At 36.4% G+C, this 20,826-nt stretch carries 13 protein-coding genes; 5 read left to right on the top strand and 8 right to left on the bottom strand.

Annotated elements, in window-relative coordinates:
* Window positions 1-125 precede the first annotated feature (125 nt).
* Both FW780_RS16330 and FW780_RS16325 read left to right on the top strand, forming a co-directional pair.
* Window positions 126-1,721: a peptide chain release factor 3 gene (locus tag FW780_RS16330; RefSeq protein WP_142719373.1), complete on the top strand. Its 1,596-nt coding sequence runs from the start codon at window positions 126-128 to the stop codon at window positions 1,719-1,721.
* A gap of 401 nt (window positions 1,722-2,122) precedes the next feature.
* Window positions 2,123-3,067, top strand: coding sequence for a DUF4349 domain-containing protein (locus FW780_RS16325; RefSeq protein WP_149834742.1), 945 nt, complete (start codon window positions 2,123-2,125; stop codon window positions 3,065-3,067).
* Between the two features lie 263 nt (window positions 3,068-3,330).
* On the opposite strand, the gene FW780_RS16320 is transcribed toward FW780_RS16325, so the two are convergent.
* Window positions 3,331-3,696: a hypothetical protein gene (locus FW780_RS16320; RefSeq protein ID WP_047377007.1), complete on the bottom strand. Its 366-nt coding sequence runs from the start codon at window positions 3,694-3,696 to the stop codon at window positions 3,331-3,333.
* A gap of 22 nt (window positions 3,697-3,718) precedes the next feature.
* A complete protein-coding gene (locus FW780_RS16315; protein WP_047377008.1) occupies window positions 3,719-4,858 on the bottom strand; it encodes an acyl-CoA dehydrogenase family protein in 1,140 nt (379 codons plus the stop codon).
* A 368-nt stretch (window positions 4,859-5,226) separates the two neighbouring features.
* Between FW780_RS16315 and FW780_RS16310 the strand changes: the two genes are divergently transcribed.
* Window positions 5,227-7,005, top strand: a complete 1,779-nt coding sequence (locus tag FW780_RS16310) for an AMP-dependent synthetase/ligase (protein ID WP_149834739.1) — start codon at window positions 5,227-5,229, stop codon at window positions 7,003-7,005.
* 305 nt (window positions 7,006-7,310) lie between these two features.
* On the opposite strand, the gene FW780_RS16305 is transcribed toward FW780_RS16310, so the two are convergent.
* The 3 genes from FW780_RS16305 to FW780_RS16295 form a co-directional block, all read right to left on the bottom strand.
* Window positions 7,311-8,087: a zinc ribbon domain-containing protein gene (locus FW780_RS16305; protein WP_149834737.1), complete on the bottom strand. Its 777-nt coding sequence runs from the start codon at window positions 8,085-8,087 to the stop codon at window positions 7,311-7,313.
* A 2-nt stretch (window positions 8,088-8,089) separates the two neighbouring features.
* Window positions 8,090-9,187 (bottom strand): Nif3-like dinuclear metal center hexameric protein, encoded by a 1,098-nt coding sequence (locus FW780_RS16300; protein ID WP_149834734.1) that lies wholly within the window; start codon window positions 9,185-9,187, stop codon window positions 8,090-8,092.
* Between the two features lie 128 nt (window positions 9,188-9,315).
* The gene (locus FW780_RS16295; RefSeq protein ID WP_241676925.1) at window positions 9,316-10,164 is read right to left on the bottom strand and encodes a hypothetical protein; all 849 of its coding nucleotides are present in this window, start codon (window positions 10,162-10,164) and stop codon (window positions 9,316-9,318) included.
* A 249-nt stretch (window positions 10,165-10,413) separates the two neighbouring features.
* Between FW780_RS16295 and FW780_RS16290 the strand changes: the two genes are divergently transcribed.
* Together FW780_RS16290 and FW780_RS22475 are read left to right on the top strand one after the other, a co-directional pair.
* The gene (locus tag FW780_RS16290) at window positions 10,414-11,241 is read left to right on the top strand and encodes an ion transporter (RefSeq protein WP_149834728.1); all 828 of its coding nucleotides are present in this window, start codon (window positions 10,414-10,416) and stop codon (window positions 11,239-11,241) included.
* Between the two features lie 43 nt (window positions 11,242-11,284).
* Window positions 11,285-11,443 carry a hypothetical protein gene (locus tag FW780_RS22475; protein WP_156121462.1) on the top strand — a complete coding sequence of 53 codons (159 nt, stop codon included), beginning with the start codon at window positions 11,285-11,287 and terminating at the stop codon, window positions 11,441-11,443.
* 168 nt (window positions 11,444-11,611) lie between these two features.
* Here the strand turns inward: FW780_RS22475 and FW780_RS16285 are convergent, their stop codons facing one another.
* From FW780_RS16285 to FW780_RS16275, 3 genes are all read right to left on the bottom strand, one after another.
* Window positions 11,612-13,936, bottom strand: a complete 2,325-nt coding sequence (locus FW780_RS16285; protein ID WP_149834725.1) for a GEVED domain-containing protein — start codon at window positions 13,934-13,936, stop codon at window positions 11,612-11,614.
* A 174-nt stretch (window positions 13,937-14,110) separates the two neighbouring features.
* A complete protein-coding gene (locus tag FW780_RS16280; RefSeq protein ID WP_149834722.1) occupies window positions 14,111-16,888 on the bottom strand; it encodes a T9SS type A sorting domain-containing protein in 2,778 nt (925 codons plus the stop codon).
* 127 nt (window positions 16,889-17,015) lie between these two features.
* Complete coding sequence (locus FW780_RS16275; RefSeq protein WP_149834719.1) at window positions 17,016-20,561, bottom strand: T9SS type A sorting domain-containing protein; 3,546 nt, start codon at window positions 20,559-20,561, stop codon at window positions 17,016-17,018.
* Between the last annotated feature and the right edge of the window lie 265 nt (window positions 20,562-20,826).

Here is a 20,826-nt window from a genome sequence, read left to right as displayed (position 1 = left end):
AATCCGATCTCTAACATCTTTCAAACCTTTCCTTAATACAAACTCTCTAACTGAATGAGCATTGTTGTAATTAAAATTTGAAAACCTCGTAAAAAATCACGATTTTTGCAACTTCAAAATACGATATGTCAGACTTAATCAAAGAAATACAAAAAAGAAAGACCTTCGGGATCATTTCCCACCCGGATGCCGGAAAAACAACTCTTACGGAAAAGCTACTTCTTTTCGGGGGTGCTATCCAGGAAGCGGGTGCGGTAAAATCCAACAAAATAAAAAAAGGAGCTACCTCCGACTTTATGGAAATCGAAAGACAGAGAGGGATCTCTGTAGCGACTTCCGTATTGGCATTTGAATATAGAGACCACAAAATCAACATCCTTGATACTCCGGGTCACAAAGACTTTGCTGAAGATACTTACAGAACATTAACTGCTGTAGATTCCGTAATTGTTGTAATTGACGTCGCAAAAGGGGTTGAGGAACAAACTGAAAAACTGGTTAAGGTTTGCAGAATGAGAAACATTCCTATGTTGGTTTTCATCAATAAACTTGACCGTGAGGGTAAAGATGCTTTTGACCTTTTGGACGAAGTAGAACAGAAATTAGGATTAACAGTCTGCCCGCTTTCTTTACCAATTGGTATGGGAAGTGACTTTCAGGGAATTTATAATATCTGGGAAAACAACATTCAGTTATTCCTGGAAGAGAAAAAACAGAAAGTTGGAGATTCTATCAAGTTTGATGACATTAATGATACTTCTATTGATGAAGTGATTGGTGAAAAAGCGGCAAAAACTTTAAGAGAAGAACTTGATCTTATTCAATCTGTTTATCCTGAATTTAATCGTGAAGATTATATGAAAGGTGATCTTCAGCCTGTATTCTTTGGTTCAGCTTTAAATAATTTTGGGGTACGCGAATTACTGGACGCTTTCATTGATATTGCTCCAATGCCACAGCCAAAAGAAAGTGATACCCGTCTTGTAAAACCTGAAGAAAGTGCTTTTACAGGATTTGTTTTCAAAATCCATGCGAATATGGATCCTAAACACAGAGACAGACTTGCTTTCGTAAAGATTGTTTCAGGAACTTTCAAAAGAAATGAAAATTATTTATTGGTAAGAGAAGGTAAAAAAATGAAATTCTCCTCTCCTAACGCATTCTTTGCAGATAAAAAAGAAGTAGTGGAAGAGAGTTTCCCGGGTGATATTGTAGGTTTACATGATACCGGAAGTTTCAGAATCGGAGATACATTGACTGGTGGAGAAAAATTAAGCTTCAAAGGTATTCCTAGCTTCTCTCCTGAACATTTCCGTTATATCAACAACAATGATCCGTTAAAAGCTAAGCAGCTGGCAAAAGGTATCGATCAGTTGATGGATGAAGGAGTTGCACAGTTATTTACTCTTGAAATGAACGGAAGAAAGATTATCGGAACGGTAGGAGCCCTTCAGTATGAGGTTATCCAATACCGTCTGGAACATGAATATGGTGCAAAATGTACTTACGAACCTCTATCCATGCACAAAGCATGCTGGGTGGAAGCAGATGAAAAGTCTGAAGAGTTCAAAGAATTTGCAAGATTAAAGCAGAGATTCCTGGCAAGAGATAAATATAATCAACTGGTATTCCTTGCAGACTCATCGTTCACAATTCATATGACACAGGAGAAATTCCCGAATGTGAAATTACATTTCATTAGTGAATTCCAGGAACATTAATTAAAAGACAATATTGTTCAAAAATATAGATCCGTAGAAAATTTCTACGGATTTTTTTTCTTAGCTATATGATCATTTTTATAAAGGCATGGGGTTTATTATTTTAATACATCCAGATTCCTACGGAATGACAAACAGAGTGCTAAATTTATCCATACACTTTGTCATTCCGTAGGAATCCAACTCATAAGTAATAAAGTTGTATTATTAAATACTTCTTTAGAGAGTATATCTCCAGTTCTTATACCCTTAAAACTCAGAAACGTTTTGTAAATCTTTTGTAAAACAAATACAAAACACTGAAAATACAACAGTTAGTATTTTACCAGCACAATACAGTCTATTTACAATCTTTACAAGAACTTCACTCCTAATTTTACTTCATCAAAAAAATTAATGTTATGAAAAAGTTCATATTACTCGTTGCTATATCCAGCACTTTCATTATGTGTAAAAAGGGAGAAACTGCTCAAGACAGCCTTCACGAAGCAATTCATTCAGCAGACAGCGCAGCTACAGTAGCTACAGAAACCATTGACAATGCAAGTAAAACTGCCAATCAGGTAATGGATTCTGCCAATATTAAAATAAAAGATTTTGAAAATACTAAAAATGACATCCAGCAAAAAATAGAGAACACCTCAAAAATGGTAGATTCTTTATCTGAGAAAATTGCCGCTACAAAACTAGAATCCAAAATAGAGAAAAAAGATTCTGCAGAAAAAAAATCTGAAAAAATTGCAGTAAAAACTCCGGCTCCAAAGGTTATTAAAGAAACTAAAATCATTTATAAGGAAAAGCCTAAAAATGACAGCTATGAACTGAATATGCCGAAAGATAAAATGGTAAAATCAGGATATCTTACTATAAAAGCAGATAATGCTGAAACAGTAAAGGAAATCATTAGAGAAGAAGCCCATAAAAATAACGGCTACATTAAAAGTGAAAATCTTTCTTATGAGGAATCTGCCAGCCCTTATGGAGAAAATCAGAAAATATACAGCCTTGATATCAAAGTTCCGATCCAGCATTTTGATGGTTTAATGGATGCTATCAACAGTAATGTTGGAGATATTGATACTAAAGACATTCAGGTTTCAGGGAGTAATTACGCAGACAATACCATCTGTACGATCAATGTAAGTATCAGCGATAAGGCTCAAACAGAAAAAGAACCTAAAACTTTTGGTGGAAAATCACTGGCAGCCATTGAATCAGGCTGGGAGGTGATCACTTCTATTTTCCTGTTTATTCTTCCGTTGTGGCCTTTATTCCTTATTGCAGGCATTGGATATTACTTTTATAAAAAGAAGAATAAAAACGTTCCTAATAACGATTCTCATTAAATTTTAAATCCATCTTTGTGGTGGATTTTTTAATGTTTTTTTAATGAGGTTTAGAGGGTAAGATTAATTCTTATGCTTAATTTTATAACATTAATAAAAACAGCTTGTTTATTAGGAAAATTCCTCTTAACTTTAAGTGTAGATAAAATAATGAATCTTTGTATTGTACAGGATTCACCACAAAACCGGAAATTTTTATTTCATATATTAATATTTTGTGATTTGGTGTAAAATAAGGCCCTCAATTGAGAGCCTTATTTGTTTTATTTCATATTCACTACTTTGTCTACGACAAACTTTGTATTTCCTCTCCACGGAAGAGCGCCGTTGTATTCTTTGTAATGCAGATCAAAGGTTTTACCGCTGTTGGTTTCCAATTGTTTGAAAATCTCAGGATCATCTACAGAAAACTCAAACTCATAGCTTGTAATTGTTCCTGTTTTTCCTCTCCCGAAACCTTCCTGAATCAGTTTACCTTCATAGGTTTTGAAGATATAACCTTTTTTCATGGCATAGTTCAGGTATCCGGATTTTACTCCTTCTCCGAAAACAAAATAGTACTTATACCAGACAAATACGCCCAGTAACAGCAGTACAACACCGAGGATGATCCACAAAGATTTTTTCATAAGTAGTGTGTTTGATAAAATATTATTTTGCGATGCTTCTTGAGATCACGATTTTCTGAATTTCAGAAGTTCCTTCGTAGATCTGAGTGATTTTCGCATCTCTCATTAATCTTTCTACGTGGTATTCTTTCACATATCCATATCCACCGTGGATCTGTACTGCTTCAATAGTAGTATCCATTGCTACCTGAGAAGAGTATAATTTTGCCATAGCTCCACTTTCAGAGATATCTTTTCCTGCATCTTTTTCACATGCTGCTTTGAAACACAGCATTCTTGCTGCTGTGATCTGAGTAGCCATATCAGCTAATTTGAATGCAATTGCCTGGTGGTTGATGATTTCAGTTTTGAAAGCTTTTCTTGTTTTAGCATATTTCAAAGCCAGCTCGTAAGCTCCTGAAGCAATACCTAAAGCCTGAGAAGCAATACCAATTCTTCCTCCGTTCAACACAGCCATAGCAAAGTTGAACCCGAATCCGTCAGCACCAATTCTGTTTTCTTTTGGAACTTTTACATTGTTAAAGATCAAAGAGTGAGTATCACTTCCTCTGATTCCCAATTTGTCTTCTTTTAGCCCGATTTCAAAACCTTCCCATCCTCTTTCTACGATGAAAGCATTGATCCCTTTGTGTTTTTTCTCAGGATCTGTCTGTGCAATGACGATATAATAAGTAGCTGTCCCACCATTGGTGATCCAGTTTTTGATCCCGTTTAAAAGATAATAATCTCCTTTGTCTTCAGCAGTTGTTTTCTGAGAAGTTGCATCAGAACCCGCTTCAGGCTCAGATAATGCAAAAGCTCCGATTACCTGCCCGCTAGCCAGTGGAGTAAGATATTTTACTTTCTGTTCTTCCGAAGCAAATTTTTCAAGACCGGCACAAACTAATGAGTTGTTTACAGACATCACAACAGCTGCAGACGCATCCACTTTTGCAATCTCCTCCATTGCCAGCACGTAAGAAACGCTGTCCATACCTGCTCCTCCGTATTGTGGATCTACCATCATTCCTAAAAGGCCCATTTCTCCCATTTTTTTCACCTGTTCTGCAGGGAATTTCTGGTCACGGTCTCTTTCAATCACTCCAGGTAATAGTTCGTTTTGTGCAAAATCTCTTGCTGCCTGCTGAATCATCAGCTGTTCTTCCGATAAATTAAAGTCCATAAAAAAAATAATTAGATAGCCGTAAATTTACACTTTTTAAGCAAATCTGAAAAAATAAATTAAAAGCAGGAAAAACGCATAAAAAAAGGGAGTTGAAAGAGGTTATAAGATTCAAAATGCAGATAAATGACATCCCGGTTTCCCAATTGGGAATAGCGTACGATTCAGGAAGAAAAATAAAAAGAAGAAGCTAAGGTATACAAGATCTGTAGTAAGCTACTGTAATCACCCTTTAAAGGCTTCCTGCCCCCCTTTTAATTCAATATATTATGGCAAGCATTTAACTAATTCCTAATTATTACATTCATACGTTTTCAATTAAAAAAAATGCTTATATTTAAATTTCTTTATAATTTATTTAAAAAATCATGACGATCAAGAGATTATTCGATATTCCGCACTACGCTTTAGAAAAATATCCTAAAACGGATATGTTTGTAACGAAGTATCAGGGTGAGTGGAAAAAAACTTCTACTCAGGAGTTTATTAATGAGGGAAATAAGATATCCAGAGGGTTACTGAAGCTGGGCATAAAACCGGGTGATAAGATCGCTTTGATTACTACCAATTCCCGTACTGAATGGGCTATTATGGACTTTGGACTTTCTCAGATCGGAGTAGTTTCTGTACCTGTTTATCCAAGTATTTCCCCCGAAGATTACGAATTTATCTTCAACAATGCCGAAATTCAGTACTGTTTTGTTTCTGATAAAGAGCTGTTGACTAAGGTAATGAAGGTAAAACATAATATTCCAAGTCTACAGGGAATATTCACTTTTGATAACATCAGCGGTGCTGCCAACTGGAGAGAAATCCTTGATCTGGGTAAAGATGAGTCTACACAAATTGAAGTAGATGATCTTTCCAATGCGATCAATACAGAGGATCTGGCGACTATTATTTATACTTCCGGAACTACCGGGAGACCTAAAGGAGTAATGCTTACGCACAACAATATTGTTTCAAACGTATTGGGTGCTATTCCAAGGATTCCAAAGAGAAAGAGCTTAGACTATAAGGAAACAAGGGCATTAAGCTTCCTGCCTATCTGCCATATCTTTGAAAGAATGCTGTTCTATCTTTATCAATATAACGGTTTTTCTCTTTATTTTGCTGAAAGCATCGAGAAAATGGGTGAAAACGTAAAAGAAGTGAAGCCTCATTATATGACTGTAGTACCAAGACTGGTAGAAAAAGTATATGATAAGATTTACAATACGGGATCTTCTGCCGGAGGATTGAAATCAAAAATATTCTTCTGGGCTTTGAATCTGATCAGTAAAAAGAAAGTGATCTCAAAACCATCCGGACTTCAGGAAATTATTGCTGATAAACTTGTATTTTCTAAATGGAGAGAAGGTTTAGGTGGTGAAATCGTGACATTGGTTTCAGGATCTGCAGCTTTGTCTACAAGACTTAACTTAATGTTCCAGAATGCGGGAATTCCTATTTTGGAAGGTTATGGTTTAACAGAGACTTCTCCGGTAATTTCTGTAAACAGTTTTGAGAAAATGAAAGTGGGAACGGTAGGTATTCCGTTGGATAATTTAAAAGTAAAGATCCAGGAAGATGGCGAAATTACCGTAAAAGGACCATCAGTTTTCAAAGGGTATTTCCAAAATGAAGAAATGACTAAAGAAGCTTTTACAGAAGATGGTTTTTTCAAGACGGGAGATATCGGGCATATTGACAGTGACGGTTTTTTACAGATTACTGACCGTAAGAAAGAAATGTTCAAAACATCCGGCGGAAAATATATTGCCCCTCAGACTATTGAAAATTTAGCAAAAGCTTCTAAATTCATAGAGCAGATCATGGTGGTAGGTGATGGTGAAAAAATGCCATGTGCTTTGGTGCAGCCTGATTTTGAATTTGCAAAAAGCTGGGCTATGAGAAACAATCTGAATGTAGGCTCTACCCCGGAAGAGATTGCAAAAAGTCCTGAGCTGAAGCAAAGAATTGAAAAGGAAATTGAAGGAATCAACGAACACCTTGGAAACTGGGAGAAAATCAAAAAGATTGAACTTACTCCTGAAATATGGAGTATTGAAAGTGGATTGCTTACTCCAACTTTAAAACTGAAAAGAAAAGCGGTAAAAGAGAAGTTTATAGCTTTGTATAATAAGATGTATGATCATCAGGATTAAAATAATATCAGCCGCTTCATTTTGAGGCGGTTTTTTTTATGTTTTGACTAAAGCCAATAAGGAAGGTTTGTTTTTGATTAAACAGGCTAAAGCCCATTCTATTGATTGTCCGTCATTGAGTTTTTTAATCGAATTACAGCACAACCTTTGTCATTCCGTAGGAATCTCTACACATTCTTTTAACATCATATAGATTCCTACGGAATAACAAAGACGCCGCAACTAAACGGGCTTTATGAAAATAAACACACAAAAAAGCTGTTTCATTTCTGAAACAGCTTTTGTATAATTTAAAAATCAAATAATTAGAATTTAATTACAGATTTCATTCTTTCGTTTTCTTCCATTACCAATTCGTCATCAACAAGGATTTTCCCTGAATGCTCATCAATAATAATTTTCTTTCTCTGAGCAATTTCCATTTGCTTTTGAGGCGGGATTGTAAAGAAAGATCCTTTTGGAGCCCCTCTTTCTAATCCTACTACTGCAAGACCATTGATAGAGTTTGTTCTGATTCTGTTGTAAGAAGCTAATAATCTCTCATCAATTTTACCTGCAAATTCTTTAGATTGCTCTAAAAGATACTCTTCTTCTTTCTGAGTTTCAGAGATAAGACCTTCTAATTCTTCTTTCTTGAATTTCAAGTGGCTTTTCAAATCGTCGATCTTCGTATTCAGTTCACTTAAAGTTTCGTTTTTATGAGCAATTTTAGCTCCGAATTCTTTAATTCTTTTTTCAGCAAGCTGAATTTCCAGATCCTGGAATTCCATTTCTTTTCCTAATGCTTCAAACTCTTTATTGTTTCTTACATTATCCTGCTGAGATTTGTACTTCTCAATTAAAGTTTTAGCATGGTTAATAACTTCATGCTTTGTTTTGATCTGATCGTCCTGATCTTTGATATCAGCATGAAATTTTTCAGCTCTTTTTTCAAGACCTTCAATCTCGATTTCAAGATCTTCAACTTCAATTGGCAATTCTCCTCTAGTATTTCGGATTTCATCCAATCTTGAATCAATGATCTGTAAATCGTATAAAGCTCTTAATTTTTCTTCAACTGAAATATCGTTGGTTTTTGCCATATTTAAATGAAATAATTTACTGGGTTTGTTTTTTCAATAGATTTTGAAATTGCAAATGTACTAAATTTTTGTGAAAAAATTTCAAATAATTGTTGAGTAACAAATTGTTCTGATTCATAATGCCCAATATCACAAATCAGCATTTTAGACTCTGCTAAGAAATAGTCGTGATATTTAAGATCTCCGGTAAGATAAGCATCACATTTTCTGGAAGCTGCAGATCTTATCCCACTTGCTCCGGAACCACCCAGAACCCCTACTCTTTTGATTTTTTTATTGTTGAAAGAAGAATGTTTTATCACTTCAAGACCAAACTTTTCTTTTACAAACTTCAGGAAATCTTTTTCATCCATTTCCTCTTCCAGGTCACCGTACATTCCCAGTCCGGTATGTTGGTTTTTATTATCAAGGCTGTATATCTGATGAGCCACTTCTTCGTAAGGATGTGCGGCTTTCATTGCTCCCACAATCTGACCTTGTTTAAAGCCTTCAAAAATCACAGAGATCATATCTTCATCTGCGTTTTCACGAACATTCTGCTGTCCTGAGAACGGATTTGAACCTTCCACCGGTCTGAATGTTCCGTTACCATTCACCGTAAAACTGCATTCGTCATAGAAACCGATATTTCCCGCTCCCGCTGAAAACATGGCTTCTTTTACTTTTTCGGAATACTCTTTCGGAACAAAAACCGTCAGTTGTTTTAAATTATTCTCTTTCGGCTGAAGGATTTTCATATTCTTTAATCCCAACTGTCTGCAAATTCCATAATTAACTCCAAAGAAATCATTATCAAATGCTGTATGAATGGCATAGATTGCTACTTTATTTTCAATAGCCTTTAAGACTGCTCTTTCTACATAGTTTTTCCCCGTTAGAGATTTGAGTCCGGAAAATATAATCGGATGGAAGCATACAATCAAATTGCAGTTTCTTTCAACAGCTTCATCTACAACATTTTCCAGAGCATCATGACAAACCAGAATCCCAGATACATCACGATCATAAACACCACACAACAGGCCTACATTATCAAAATCTTCTGCCTGTCTGATACTTATTTCCTCTTCAATCTTTGCAATTACAGTTTTTAGCTTCATTAATTTATATTTTACGGTTACAGCGAAGATATTAATTTTACTAAAGATCCAAAGAATATTTCTGCTACAATAAAAAAACCGGCTTTCATCGGCCGGTTTGAATTTGATATAAAAAAATAAATAGACTGTTAATCTTTGAAAAGCGATACTCTTGTAAAGGACTCCACTACCACACTACAGTTTATATCGGCTTCCATAAAGAGCTGATAACCTTTTCCCGGATCAAGACTCGCAGGATCGGCAATAGTATAGAAATAGAAGGTAAGAATGTTACCTGTTCCGCTTGAACCGCTTGGTAATAACTGGATCGAGTTAATTTCAAAACCGGAGTCAGGATTTTTAAAAGTAGCCTTTACAGATCCTGAAGAGTTAGATCCGGGAGTAATAGTAGCGATAGCTCTCCAGACATGGACTTGTCCGTTAATTTCATTTTCTCTCCATTTACCAGTAGCTGAAATATAGATGTTTGAGGTAACTCCCGGAAATGGAACAGTGGTTTCCGGCCAGCTTGTAGTAGGACTTGCTGCAAAGATCAACGGTGTGGCATAAAGCACTTGTTGCCTTGCCCCATACCCGCTTCCTGCTGCACTTAAACTGAATGAAGGTTTTACATTTGCGTTTCCAGAATTGATTTTAACGACTCCGTCGTTACCAGCCTGAGAAGATGTGGGAACAAAAAGCTGTCTCCAGAGGGTACCATCCCAATACTGGAAGTTATTCGTTGTCGTATTAAAAATAAGTGTTCCTGCAGTAAGGTTAGCATTCACAACCCCTGCAGGAGGTACTGTGGAAGCGTCATTATCAGCCAGGTTTGTGTCCCGGTCAGTATCTGTAAGACGAGGAATGAGAATCCCTTTCTGGTTGGAGACTATATCCAGTACTGCAGCACCATTGGGTGTTGAAGTATTAATCCCAACCTGAGCATGTACAAAACTGCTTATGAAAGACAGAATAAACAAGGTTAAAATTTTTCTCATGATATAAAGCTTTTGTTGAATAAAATTACAAACTTGAATTAATATTATGTTAAAAAATAAATTTTTATATGTCATTTTTTATTCGTATTTTGTTTATTATAATGTGTTGAAAATCATTAAATTAACTGTTAATAATTCACTTTTTGATGATGAAAATAATTTTAACATTTGCAGGATTCTTTTAACAATCATATCTTTACTCTATACTCTTTAGAAATTATTAACTTCGCTGTGAAATAACCTATATAAATGGAAAGAGAACATAATCTTGTTCCTGAAGACAATCTTTGGAAAAGATTCCTTTACCGGATAATTTATCGTTCCGATACCAGACTCGGAAAACTGTTCGATATCATCTTATTATCTTTAATTCTTGCAAGTACTGCCATTATTATGATGGAAAGTGTACCTAAGCTTGATAAAAGGTTTCATTATACCTTCCTGATTCTGGAGTGGGTGATTTCGATTTTCTTCACTCTTGAATATTCTATGCGTATTGCTGTCGTAAAGAATAAGCGAAGCTATATTTTCAGTTTTTTCGGAGTAATAGATTTTCTCGCGCTGGTTCCTTTTTTCCTCAGCTTTTTCTTTCCTATCACTAAATATTTTCTGATTTTCAGAATGCTGAGAATGTTGAGAATCTTCAGGATTTTCAATTTGCTGGATTTTATGAATGACGGCTATCTTATTGTACGGGCTTTGAAAAACAGCTCTAGAAAGATTTACATTTTCCTTCTGTTCCTGATTATATTTTCCGTTATTGTAGGATCACTGATGTTTATGGTGGAAGGTGGACGACAGGGATTTGAAACCATACCGCAATCTATCTACTGGGCCGTTGTTACTGTAACTACTGTAGGATATGGTGATGTATCTCCTATTACACCTTTAGGAAAGTTTTTTGCGGTTGTTCTGATGCTGGCCGGTTATTCCATTATTGCTGTTCCTACCGGTATTGTAACGGCAGAAATGAGAAACAAGAGACAAAACCTGGAACTGATCTGTGAACGTTGCGGCAATGAAGATATTGATGATGATGCTAGGTATTGCAAGAAATGTGGCAAGAAATTAGCTTGATATTTGGTATAAGTAAAATTTATTCACTAAATACCACAAAATCATGGAACCGAAAAAGAAAAACAGACCCAATAGCCTAGTGATTATTCTTTTTGCACTGATTGTGCTGATGATCATCATTTATTTTATATTAGTAATGTTCTTCCCTACTGTTTTTGACCTTATGAATAAGGGAGAAATACAGCCGGTACCCAATAAATAATGAGTAATGGGTAATAATTTATAATCAAGAATAAGAATAGGATAAAATAAAAGATGAACGAAATATTTCGTTCATCTTTTTTCATAAATGTTTTTCACATCAATCTTTAATCTCAATAAAAAGACGGATCAAATATGACCCGTCTCTTCTTTTTATTTAAATGATAAATTACTTTTTAATGGCTTTGATGGTTTGTTTAGATCCGTCTTTCATTTCTAAAGTTACCAAGTAAACACCCTGCATTAAATCTCTTAAGTGTATCGTAGATTCAGGGTTTGTAATAGTTTTCACTAATCTTCCCGTAACGTCTGTTACTGATACATTTTTCACGTTTTTCACATCAGAAATGTTCAATACATCCGTAAATGGATTAGGATATACTTTGATACTGTTTTTCGCGGCAGAAACTTCAGAGGTTGCCAGATTTGCATTATTAATGCTTATATCATCTACATACAGGTTAAACTGGTCTGCATCTGAATAGGCATTAAATCCAAAGTAATACACTCCTGTTGTTGGAACCGTAAACGTTATAGACTCTGTATGAGCCATTTCATCATTGATTGATGAATAATCTGCTATAGCGCCCGTCATTGCAGATTCAACTGGTGAAGTTCCAAAAGCTACTTTTAGTTTTTCAACATAAGTAGATGAATTATTTCCATATTTATAGCTAATTGTATACTGTACTCCTGCTGTAAGGCTCAATCCCTGGGTAAAGAACCATGCATTAGCAGTATTGGAAGAATTGTAATGATATCTTAACACATTGGTAGTAAATCCTTGGCTATCAGAAGGCGGATCTGCAGTTTCCCAATTATTACCAGCACCCGTGTTAACGTTCATTGTACAGCCCGGAAGCTCTGGAACGGTAATATTTTCAAAATCTACAGTATAAGGAAGGTTCGCACTTGAACACAACGTCGTAAATGTAGCTGGATCACTCCATATACTTTTACTTGTAGCACTGCACGCAGATCTTACCCATACATGATAAGCAGTGGAAGCAGCTAAACTTGGAATATTATAAGTAGTTGCTGTAACTCCTGTAAAATTAGGGGTAGTTGTCGCTGTAGGTGCCGTATTGGTTGTGCTGTAATAAATATCATATCCGTTTGCCGGCACAGGAGTAGCTGCTGTCCATGAAACTGTAGCTCCTGCGGCAGTAATATTTGACATAACTAATGCGTTAGGCTCACTACAAGCTGGCGCTACATCAATATTAATATCATCCACATATAACTGGTTCATATTAGCATCAGAGTAGGCCTGAAATCCAAAATAATAAACTCCTGTAGTAGTTGGTGTAAAATTCACAAAAGTACTTGTTGCTGTACTGGTAACAATATTCGAGTGATCAGCTAATGTGTTGGTCATTCCTGCTCCCGTAGCTGAAGTTCCGTAGGCAACTTTTAATTTTTCAGCATATACAGTTCCTTCTGCATTTGCATATTTATATTTTATTCTGTAGGTAACTCCTGCTGTAAGATTAATTCCGTTGGTGAAAAACCAGGTATCAGCGCTATTGGCATAATCATAAGAATACTGAAGAACATTTCCTGTAAATCCTTGAGCATCCAGATCTCCTGTCTCCCACATATTTCCTGAACCATCGTTCACCACAGAGGTACAATTCGGAAGATCAGGCGGAGTTATACTTTCAAAATCCAATGCATACGGCACTCCCACAGAAACACACGATGTCATAAATGTTGCCATCTGAGACCATGCACTTTTATTTGAAGTACTGCATACGGAACGTGCCCATACATGATAAGTAGTAGCTGGTGTAAGTAATGACAGGCTAGCAGTTAATCCACTTCCTGCTCCTGAAACCACGGTAGCAGCCGTAGGATATGTACTTGAGGTTGAATAATAATATTCATATCCGCTTCCCGGAGCAGAAGCCGGAGCAGTCCATGCAACCTGAGCTGAATTTGCTGTAACTGCAGATACCGTTAAAGCAGACGGTGCAAAACAAGTTGGAACCGCACCAATTACCACTGTATAATCATGGGCTTCTCCATACCCATCTGTATTACAAGGAATAGGATCGCTGGAGAATCGGTCTCCTATTCTCATTCTGTAAGTACCCGGAGTAACGGTAGAAGGAATTACGATAAGTCCTGAGGTAATATTATTTGCTCCTACAAGAGTACTGCTAGCAGAAGCTACAAGCTCAGGAGCTGTGTCATCAAAAGTTCCGTCATTATTAAAATCTATCCAAATACGTACATTCTGATCACTGTAATCATGTTTAACACTAAAGTCATAACTCAAACCTGCACTAAGGTTAATTGTCATAGCAGTATAATCCCCATATGCATCAGTAGAACAACCTGTATTAGGATGATCAAATCCGGCACCCGGAATTGCAAAGGAGTCTATCACATCTCCTCCACTACACCCACTAGCAAACGCTGGCGTACAGTAAGTCTGTGCGGAGGATAAAAAGCCGGCCATTAAGAAACCAACAAGTAAAAAATTTCTCATATAAAAAACAGTATTAGTTAATCAAATCTAGTGAAAATCAACAATAAAAAAAATATTTTTTTAATTATATCACAATGAATTAAAGTTTTCCTTTTATAAAAGATAATTCCACTTATAAAAAGAGAGGCCACTCAAATTGAGGAGCCTCTTTTTCCTATTTCTTTAAGAGATTATTTATCTTTTAATTGCCTTAATTGTTTGTCTAGATCCGTCTTTCATATTTAAGACTACTAAATACGTTCCTTCTTTAAGATCTCGCAAATGAAGTTCAGAAGAAGGTTTTTCAATGGTTTTAATCAACCTTCCTGAAGAATGCAGAATGGAAACTGATTTCACTTTATCTGCTTTTGAAATATGCAGAACGTCTGTAAATGGATTTGGATATGCTTCAATAGTTTCTCTGCCTTTTGAAACCTCAGATAACCCCAAAGTCCCTCTGGAAATAGTAATTGTAAAAGGAGTTTCTAGAGCATCAATAGTAGCATTTCCATCCCCAACATTTACATAATATACAGTTCCCGGAACAGTATCAAAAGATATTGGTGCTGAATACCCACCCTTAGTAACACAAATTAAACTTCCACATCCTCCTTTATAAACTCCTACCCAAGGATTTCCACTTCCTATAGGTGATACTAAAATTTTATGAGTAGAACCATCACCTGTAAATGTAAACCACGTACCATCATTCATTGCCGGACTGCAAGCTGTAATAAATCCATTATTATTAGTTGCTGCTAATGCATCTGTTTGCGAATAGCTATAAGGAAATACAGATGCAACCAAAGCTCCTGAACAACTATCATTTACCGGAACTGGTGGCAATGTCCCAATACATATATTAAATCCAACCACTTCACTTGGGTATCTGATATTAAATACTCTTATATAATAAGTTTGACCTATTGTAAGTCCGGAAACCCCACCCATAAGATGTGAACATTTAATACTTGTAAGATTACCACAATCACCACTAAAAACCTGAAAATAGGTCTCAGTACCAGATTGTACCCCAAGAGAAACCAAATCTTTCAAACTAATCAAGTGACCTGTCGCAGTAGCTGTAAATTTGAACCATACATCTCTTGGATTTGTAACATCCCCACATATTGGAGCTGATACGTTCGATACTGTTGCTCCCACAGTACTTCCAGCAGTTACGACAGAACAATTCAAATCAGGGTTTACAGGCAAAGTAATTGCGTTTATACATTCATCATTTGGTGGAGGCGGCGTTATATCTGTTCCTACACATATATCAAAATTCATAGCACTGGTTTGTTGTGCCAAGCTACTGTAGACTCTTATATAATAAGTATCTCCTGCTGTAAGATTATCTACAGCCAAAGCATTAAGATAAGAGCAAGAAAGACTAACTAAATTGTTACAATCCCCCTTATAAACCTGAAAACGTAAAGTAGGGGCAAAAAATACCGGAACTTTATAGACAATATTGCTTAATTTAATAACATGTTTATTGCCTGTTGCTGTAAATTTAAACCAGACATCATAATTAGGACTATTATAACAAGTAATAGGTGATAAACTTGAATCTGTCGCAGATACAGTGGTTCCCTGAGTAACACTTACACAGTTCAAATCAGGATTTACAGGTAAATCTATTGCATTTGCACATTCGTCATTGGCTGGTGGTGGCGGAAATGTTACTACACATATATCAAAATTTTGAGCAAAACCATAATTAGTACGAGTAAACACTTTTATATAATAAGTTTCGCCTGGAGTAAGATTATTTACTATTGAATAATATTGAGCTTCATCACTACATGCAATAGTTGTTAAGTTACCACAGTTCCCCTTAAAAACAGAAAAATATGGAGACCCATTATTTACTGCTCCTACAGAGGTTATGTTACTTAATTTAATCATATGTTTAGAAGCTATAGCCGTAAATTTATACCATACATCATTATGACTATAAGAAGTAATACATGAATTTTGACCCTGATTAGATACAGACGCCATCAAAGTTGTACCGGAAGTAAAACTTACACAATCTATATTCGGATTAACTGTTAAATTTATAGCATTTGTACATTCATCATTAGATGGTGGCAATACTCCTGTCGTAAATTTGATGTTAACACAACCTGAAGATTCACCTGTTACTCCAACAGCTTTTACATTAAGATAATAAGTGGTATAAACTGATAACGGAGATGATGGAGTAAAACTCGTTGTAGCTACCGATTGTTGATTAACCACATCCGTTCCTCCCGGAGTAGTTCCTATAGAAACCTTATAACCTGTTGCTCCTGGTGATACACCCCAGGTAATAGCCGGGGAAACAGGGACAAGTATTGCATTATTAAGAGGATAAGAAACCGCAGGACATACAGGTAATACACTTGGCACTAATCCTTTAAGACTCACCACAGACTTATAAGATAAAACTGTTCCATTTGGACTCGTTGAAGGATCACCTGAATAAACTGGAGAATCAGTAAAAACGCCACCCCCTTCTGTAGTATTATAGACAAAAAACTGATTAGGAGGAATATCATTAAACATCTTTTGATGAACTCCAATTACTAAGTTCTGAGCATTGTCATACGGGAACGGAGTTGTAAAAGTGATATCTATCACACCATTTGTATTAGTAACTGTACCTGAATAAACCTTTATCATCAGCCCAGTTGGAAGCCAGTTATCATTTGCCACAAAAGTAGCTTTCGTTGTATGTCCAAGATAGATATCCCACTGTGCGACATACCCCATGTTAGCAGAAGGTGTTACATAAAATTTAAGTCCGGTAATATTACCTGCCGCATCAGCATTGATCTCTTGTTTTGTATAAATCTGCTGAGAATAGGAGCTAAAAGCATTACTGACCGGAGTACTCCCGGTAGCCGTACTACCTCCACCCAGTTTGATTTGAGCACTTAATACGATGCTTATCATCAGTAAGCATACAAATAAGATTTTCTTCATGTATAAGTTTTTGGTTATTAATACATCCACGAATTTACAATAATTTGAAATACCCTTTTTTAAAGTTTAAAAATAAAAAAACGACAGCTGTTTTAGCTGTCGTTTCATATTATATGATTAATAAATTTTATCTTTTAATTGCTTTAATCGTTTGTTTAGATCCGTCTTTCATATTCAAGACTACTAAATACATTCCTTGTTTCAGCTCACCTAAATGAAGCGTAGAAGAAGGATTGTCTATAGTTTTTACAATTCTTCCCGCGACATCAACTACAGAAGCTGATTTCACTTTAGAAGCATCTGAAATATTCAGATCGTCTACAAATGGATTAGGGTAAGCTTTAATTTCATTGTTTTTCTTTTCAATTTCAGCTGTTGCAAGCCCTGAACATCCTTGTGTAACAGAAATGCTATAATTACCAATTCTGGTTGAAGCATATCCTGTAAGCAATACATAATAAGTAGTCCCGGCAACTCCTGTAAATGTTACTGTTGGAGCATTATAAAGAGTGTTTGTACAACCAGCATCAGCATATCCTACACCTGAACTGTTGCTGAAACAAGTAAGCGAACCACAAGCCCCCGTATATACTCTTAAATAAGCGTCATATTGTGTACCACATGCATCAATGGTAATAGGACCATTTTCAGTAGCTGTTACGGTATACCAAACACCTTTATAAGATGCTGTACTTCCGGAACTTCCACAAGTTGAAGAAGGAAGTGTTTCATCCCCAGCAAGAGCATTAACACCCTGAGCCGTACCATTACAAGCCAGAGCAATAGCCGTATCACAAGTATCATTAGTTACAGGTGAAGGAGTGGTTACAGCAATCTGGAAATTAGATGTTGTAGTGGCAGTACTTGTAGAAGAGTACACTCTCACATAATATGTTTGCCCTACTACAAGGTTTTGTAATAATACACTTGAATTTCCGTAAGCACCATCGAAACAAGTCATAGCTGTTAAAGCTCCACATGTTCCGGAATAGATCTGTGTACTTGTTGCATTATCAGTATATAAAACATGTACAAGGTGTGTAGCACCTGTTGCAGTAAATGAATACCAAACATCATCATTAATACCGGATGCACTACATGTAGGTGCTGTAACTCCTGAACTCTGAGTAGCACTCACTGTAGAACCGTTCACAGGGTTCAGAAAAGCATCTGTACCGCTCACAGAAAGAGATGCAGCATTTGCACAATCGTCATTTGCAGGTGGCGGCGGAGGTGTACCAATACAAATATTGAAGTTATTAGCATATAGTGTACTACCATTCGTATTAGAATTGTAAACTCTTACATAATAAGTCTGACCTGGAGTAAGACCGGTAAGTGGTGTATTGACTGCAGTACCACATTTAATACTTGTCAAAGTACCACAAGCTCCACTGAAAACCTGAGTATATACACTTGTAGACGTGGAAGTTCCAGAGGCAGTAACGTTTGAAAGCAATACTACATGATCAGTACCTGTAGCTGTAAATTTATACCAAACATCATCATCAGCTGTTCCTGTACATGGACTTACTGCCAATCCTGAATTAGTTGCACTTAAAGTTGTTCCGGATACCGGTGTAGCGCATGTCAATGTTGGACTCACAGATAAAGAAACAGCAGCCGAACACTCATCATTAGCAGGAGCTGCAGGAAGTGTTCCCATACAGATATCAAAGGAGTTAGCATAAAAACTTGCCCCTGAATTAGCATCATAAGTATATACTCTTACATAATAAGTCTGACCTGCTGTAAGACCTGTTAAGTTTGTAAAGTTTGTATTTGAGCTGATACATGTAGTACTTACCAAAGCGCCACAAGCACCACTAAATACCTGAGCATATAAAGACGTTGTAGAAGCGTTTCCTACAGAAACTATATTTTTAAGTTGGAAAGTATGACCTGTTGAGGTTGCAGTAAATTTATACCAAACGTCATCATCAGCTGTTCCTGAGCAAGATCCAAGAGCAACTCCTGAACTTGTTCCTCCCAATGTTGTTCCTGCTGTAATACTAGCACAACTCATATCAGGGTTTATAGTAATAGCAACCGCGTTCGCACAGTCATCATTAGCTGGCGGTGGCGGTGGTGTACTTACACAGATATTGAAACTTGCATTGGCAGTAACAGTAGATGAGTAAGTATATACTCTGATATAATAAGTCTGACCCGGAGTAAGACCGGTAACGATATTCGTATCAGGATCAGAACACAGCATACTTGTCATAGTACCACAGCTTCCTGACAATACCTGGAAATACATATCCGTAATACCTGTTGTAGTTCCTGTAGAAGTTACATTAGAAAGCGCTACAACATGACTTGCTGCTGTTGCAGTAAATTTATACCAAACATCATCATTTGGAGTTCCGCTACAAGTGCCTGCAGCCATAGATTCTGTAGCTCCCAATGTATTACCTGGAGTTGTAGCAGTACAAGTCAAAGAAGGATTTACTGTTAAATTTACAGCACCTGAACAATTATCATTTGCAGGTGGCACCACAGTCGTAGTGAAATTTCTTTCAGTACAGCCTGTTGACACAACACCGCCATTATAAGCTGTAATTGTATAATAATACTGCGTTGTAGGATTCAACTGCTGTGCTGAAGTAAGGGTATAAGCAGTAACGTTCCCCATATCAAAATTACTCAGAACATTGGATGAACCGGCAGATGTTCCGATGCTTAATCTATATCCCAGCGCTCCGCTTACTGCAGGCCATGAGAAAGTAGTTAACACAGGTAAACCAACCTGAGCAGCTGTAGGCGCACTCACAGACGGACATCCCAATGTAGCCATTGTAGTGAAAGATCTTTCTGTACATGCAGGAGAAACTCCTGTAGAATTGGCAGCATATACTGTGTAATAATACTGAGTGTCAAAACTCAAAGAACTCGTTAGTGTATAAGAAGTCACATTTCCTACATCCTGCATGTTCATCACATTGGTAGCTCCCGGCGTTGTTCCGATGCTGATCTTATATGATGAAGCAGAACTTGCAACAGCCCAGCTGATGGTAGGCAATACAGAAACACCTGTTGCTGCAGCCGCAGGCGCAGAAACAACAGGACAAGCGGGAATTCCCGGAGTAAGTCCTAGCAGACTTGCAACAGATTTTGTTGCTGTTCTTGTTCCTGTAGGTGGTGAAGTTGGATCAGGGTTTGTTGTATCACTTCTATAATACAAAGTTGAATTGGAAGCCCCCGTAAAAGTGTAGAATCTATTTGACGTTGCTGTGTAGTCTGTAGTATTCTCATCCACAGCAACAACAAGGTTATCCGTATTATTATAAGCAAAAGGTGTGGTAAAGTTTACAGTCACTTCACTTCCGGAAGCACTTACTGTCCCGGAAAACACCTGAGACAAACCAGATACAGGAATCCAGTCTGTAGTACTGGAAAAAGAAGTTTTAGTAGTATGACCTACATATACAACCCAATCTACTGATTTTGTAATATCAGCATTATTGGGTAAATAAAATTTCATTCCGGTAATATTACCCGCAGCGTTGGCGTTAATTTCACTTTTGGTAAAAATCTGCTGCGTGTAGTTGTATCCGTAGTTGACATCAATAGGAACATACCCCCCCTGGGTTGTCCCGCTTCCCAGCATTATCTGGGCATTCGTAATGGAAGCTATTAAAAATAGACTTAATAGTAATAATTTCTTCATAAATAGTAATAATAAAAGTTAGGGCGATAAATGTATAACTATTATTTTAAATATTAAAAATTATCATAAAATTTTAATAATAAATAGCTAATAACATTAAAAAAATCAAATAAAATTAAACGTTTATTTAATTTAAATATTTATTTCGCAATTTGTTGAAAAAAGCTTAAAACACTATTAATCAGACTATTAAAATACTATATCATTAAAATAGACTGTAGAAAATTTTTCTATTTAACATAAAAAACTATTTAAAAATTTTCAT

The sequence above is a fragment of the Chryseobacterium sediminis genome (assembly GCF_008386505.1).
GTDB classification, from domain to species: Bacteria; Bacteroidota; Bacteroidia; order Flavobacteriales; family Weeksellaceae; genus Chryseobacterium; species Chryseobacterium sediminis.
This window is presented reverse-complemented; position numbering and strand designations above follow the sequence as displayed.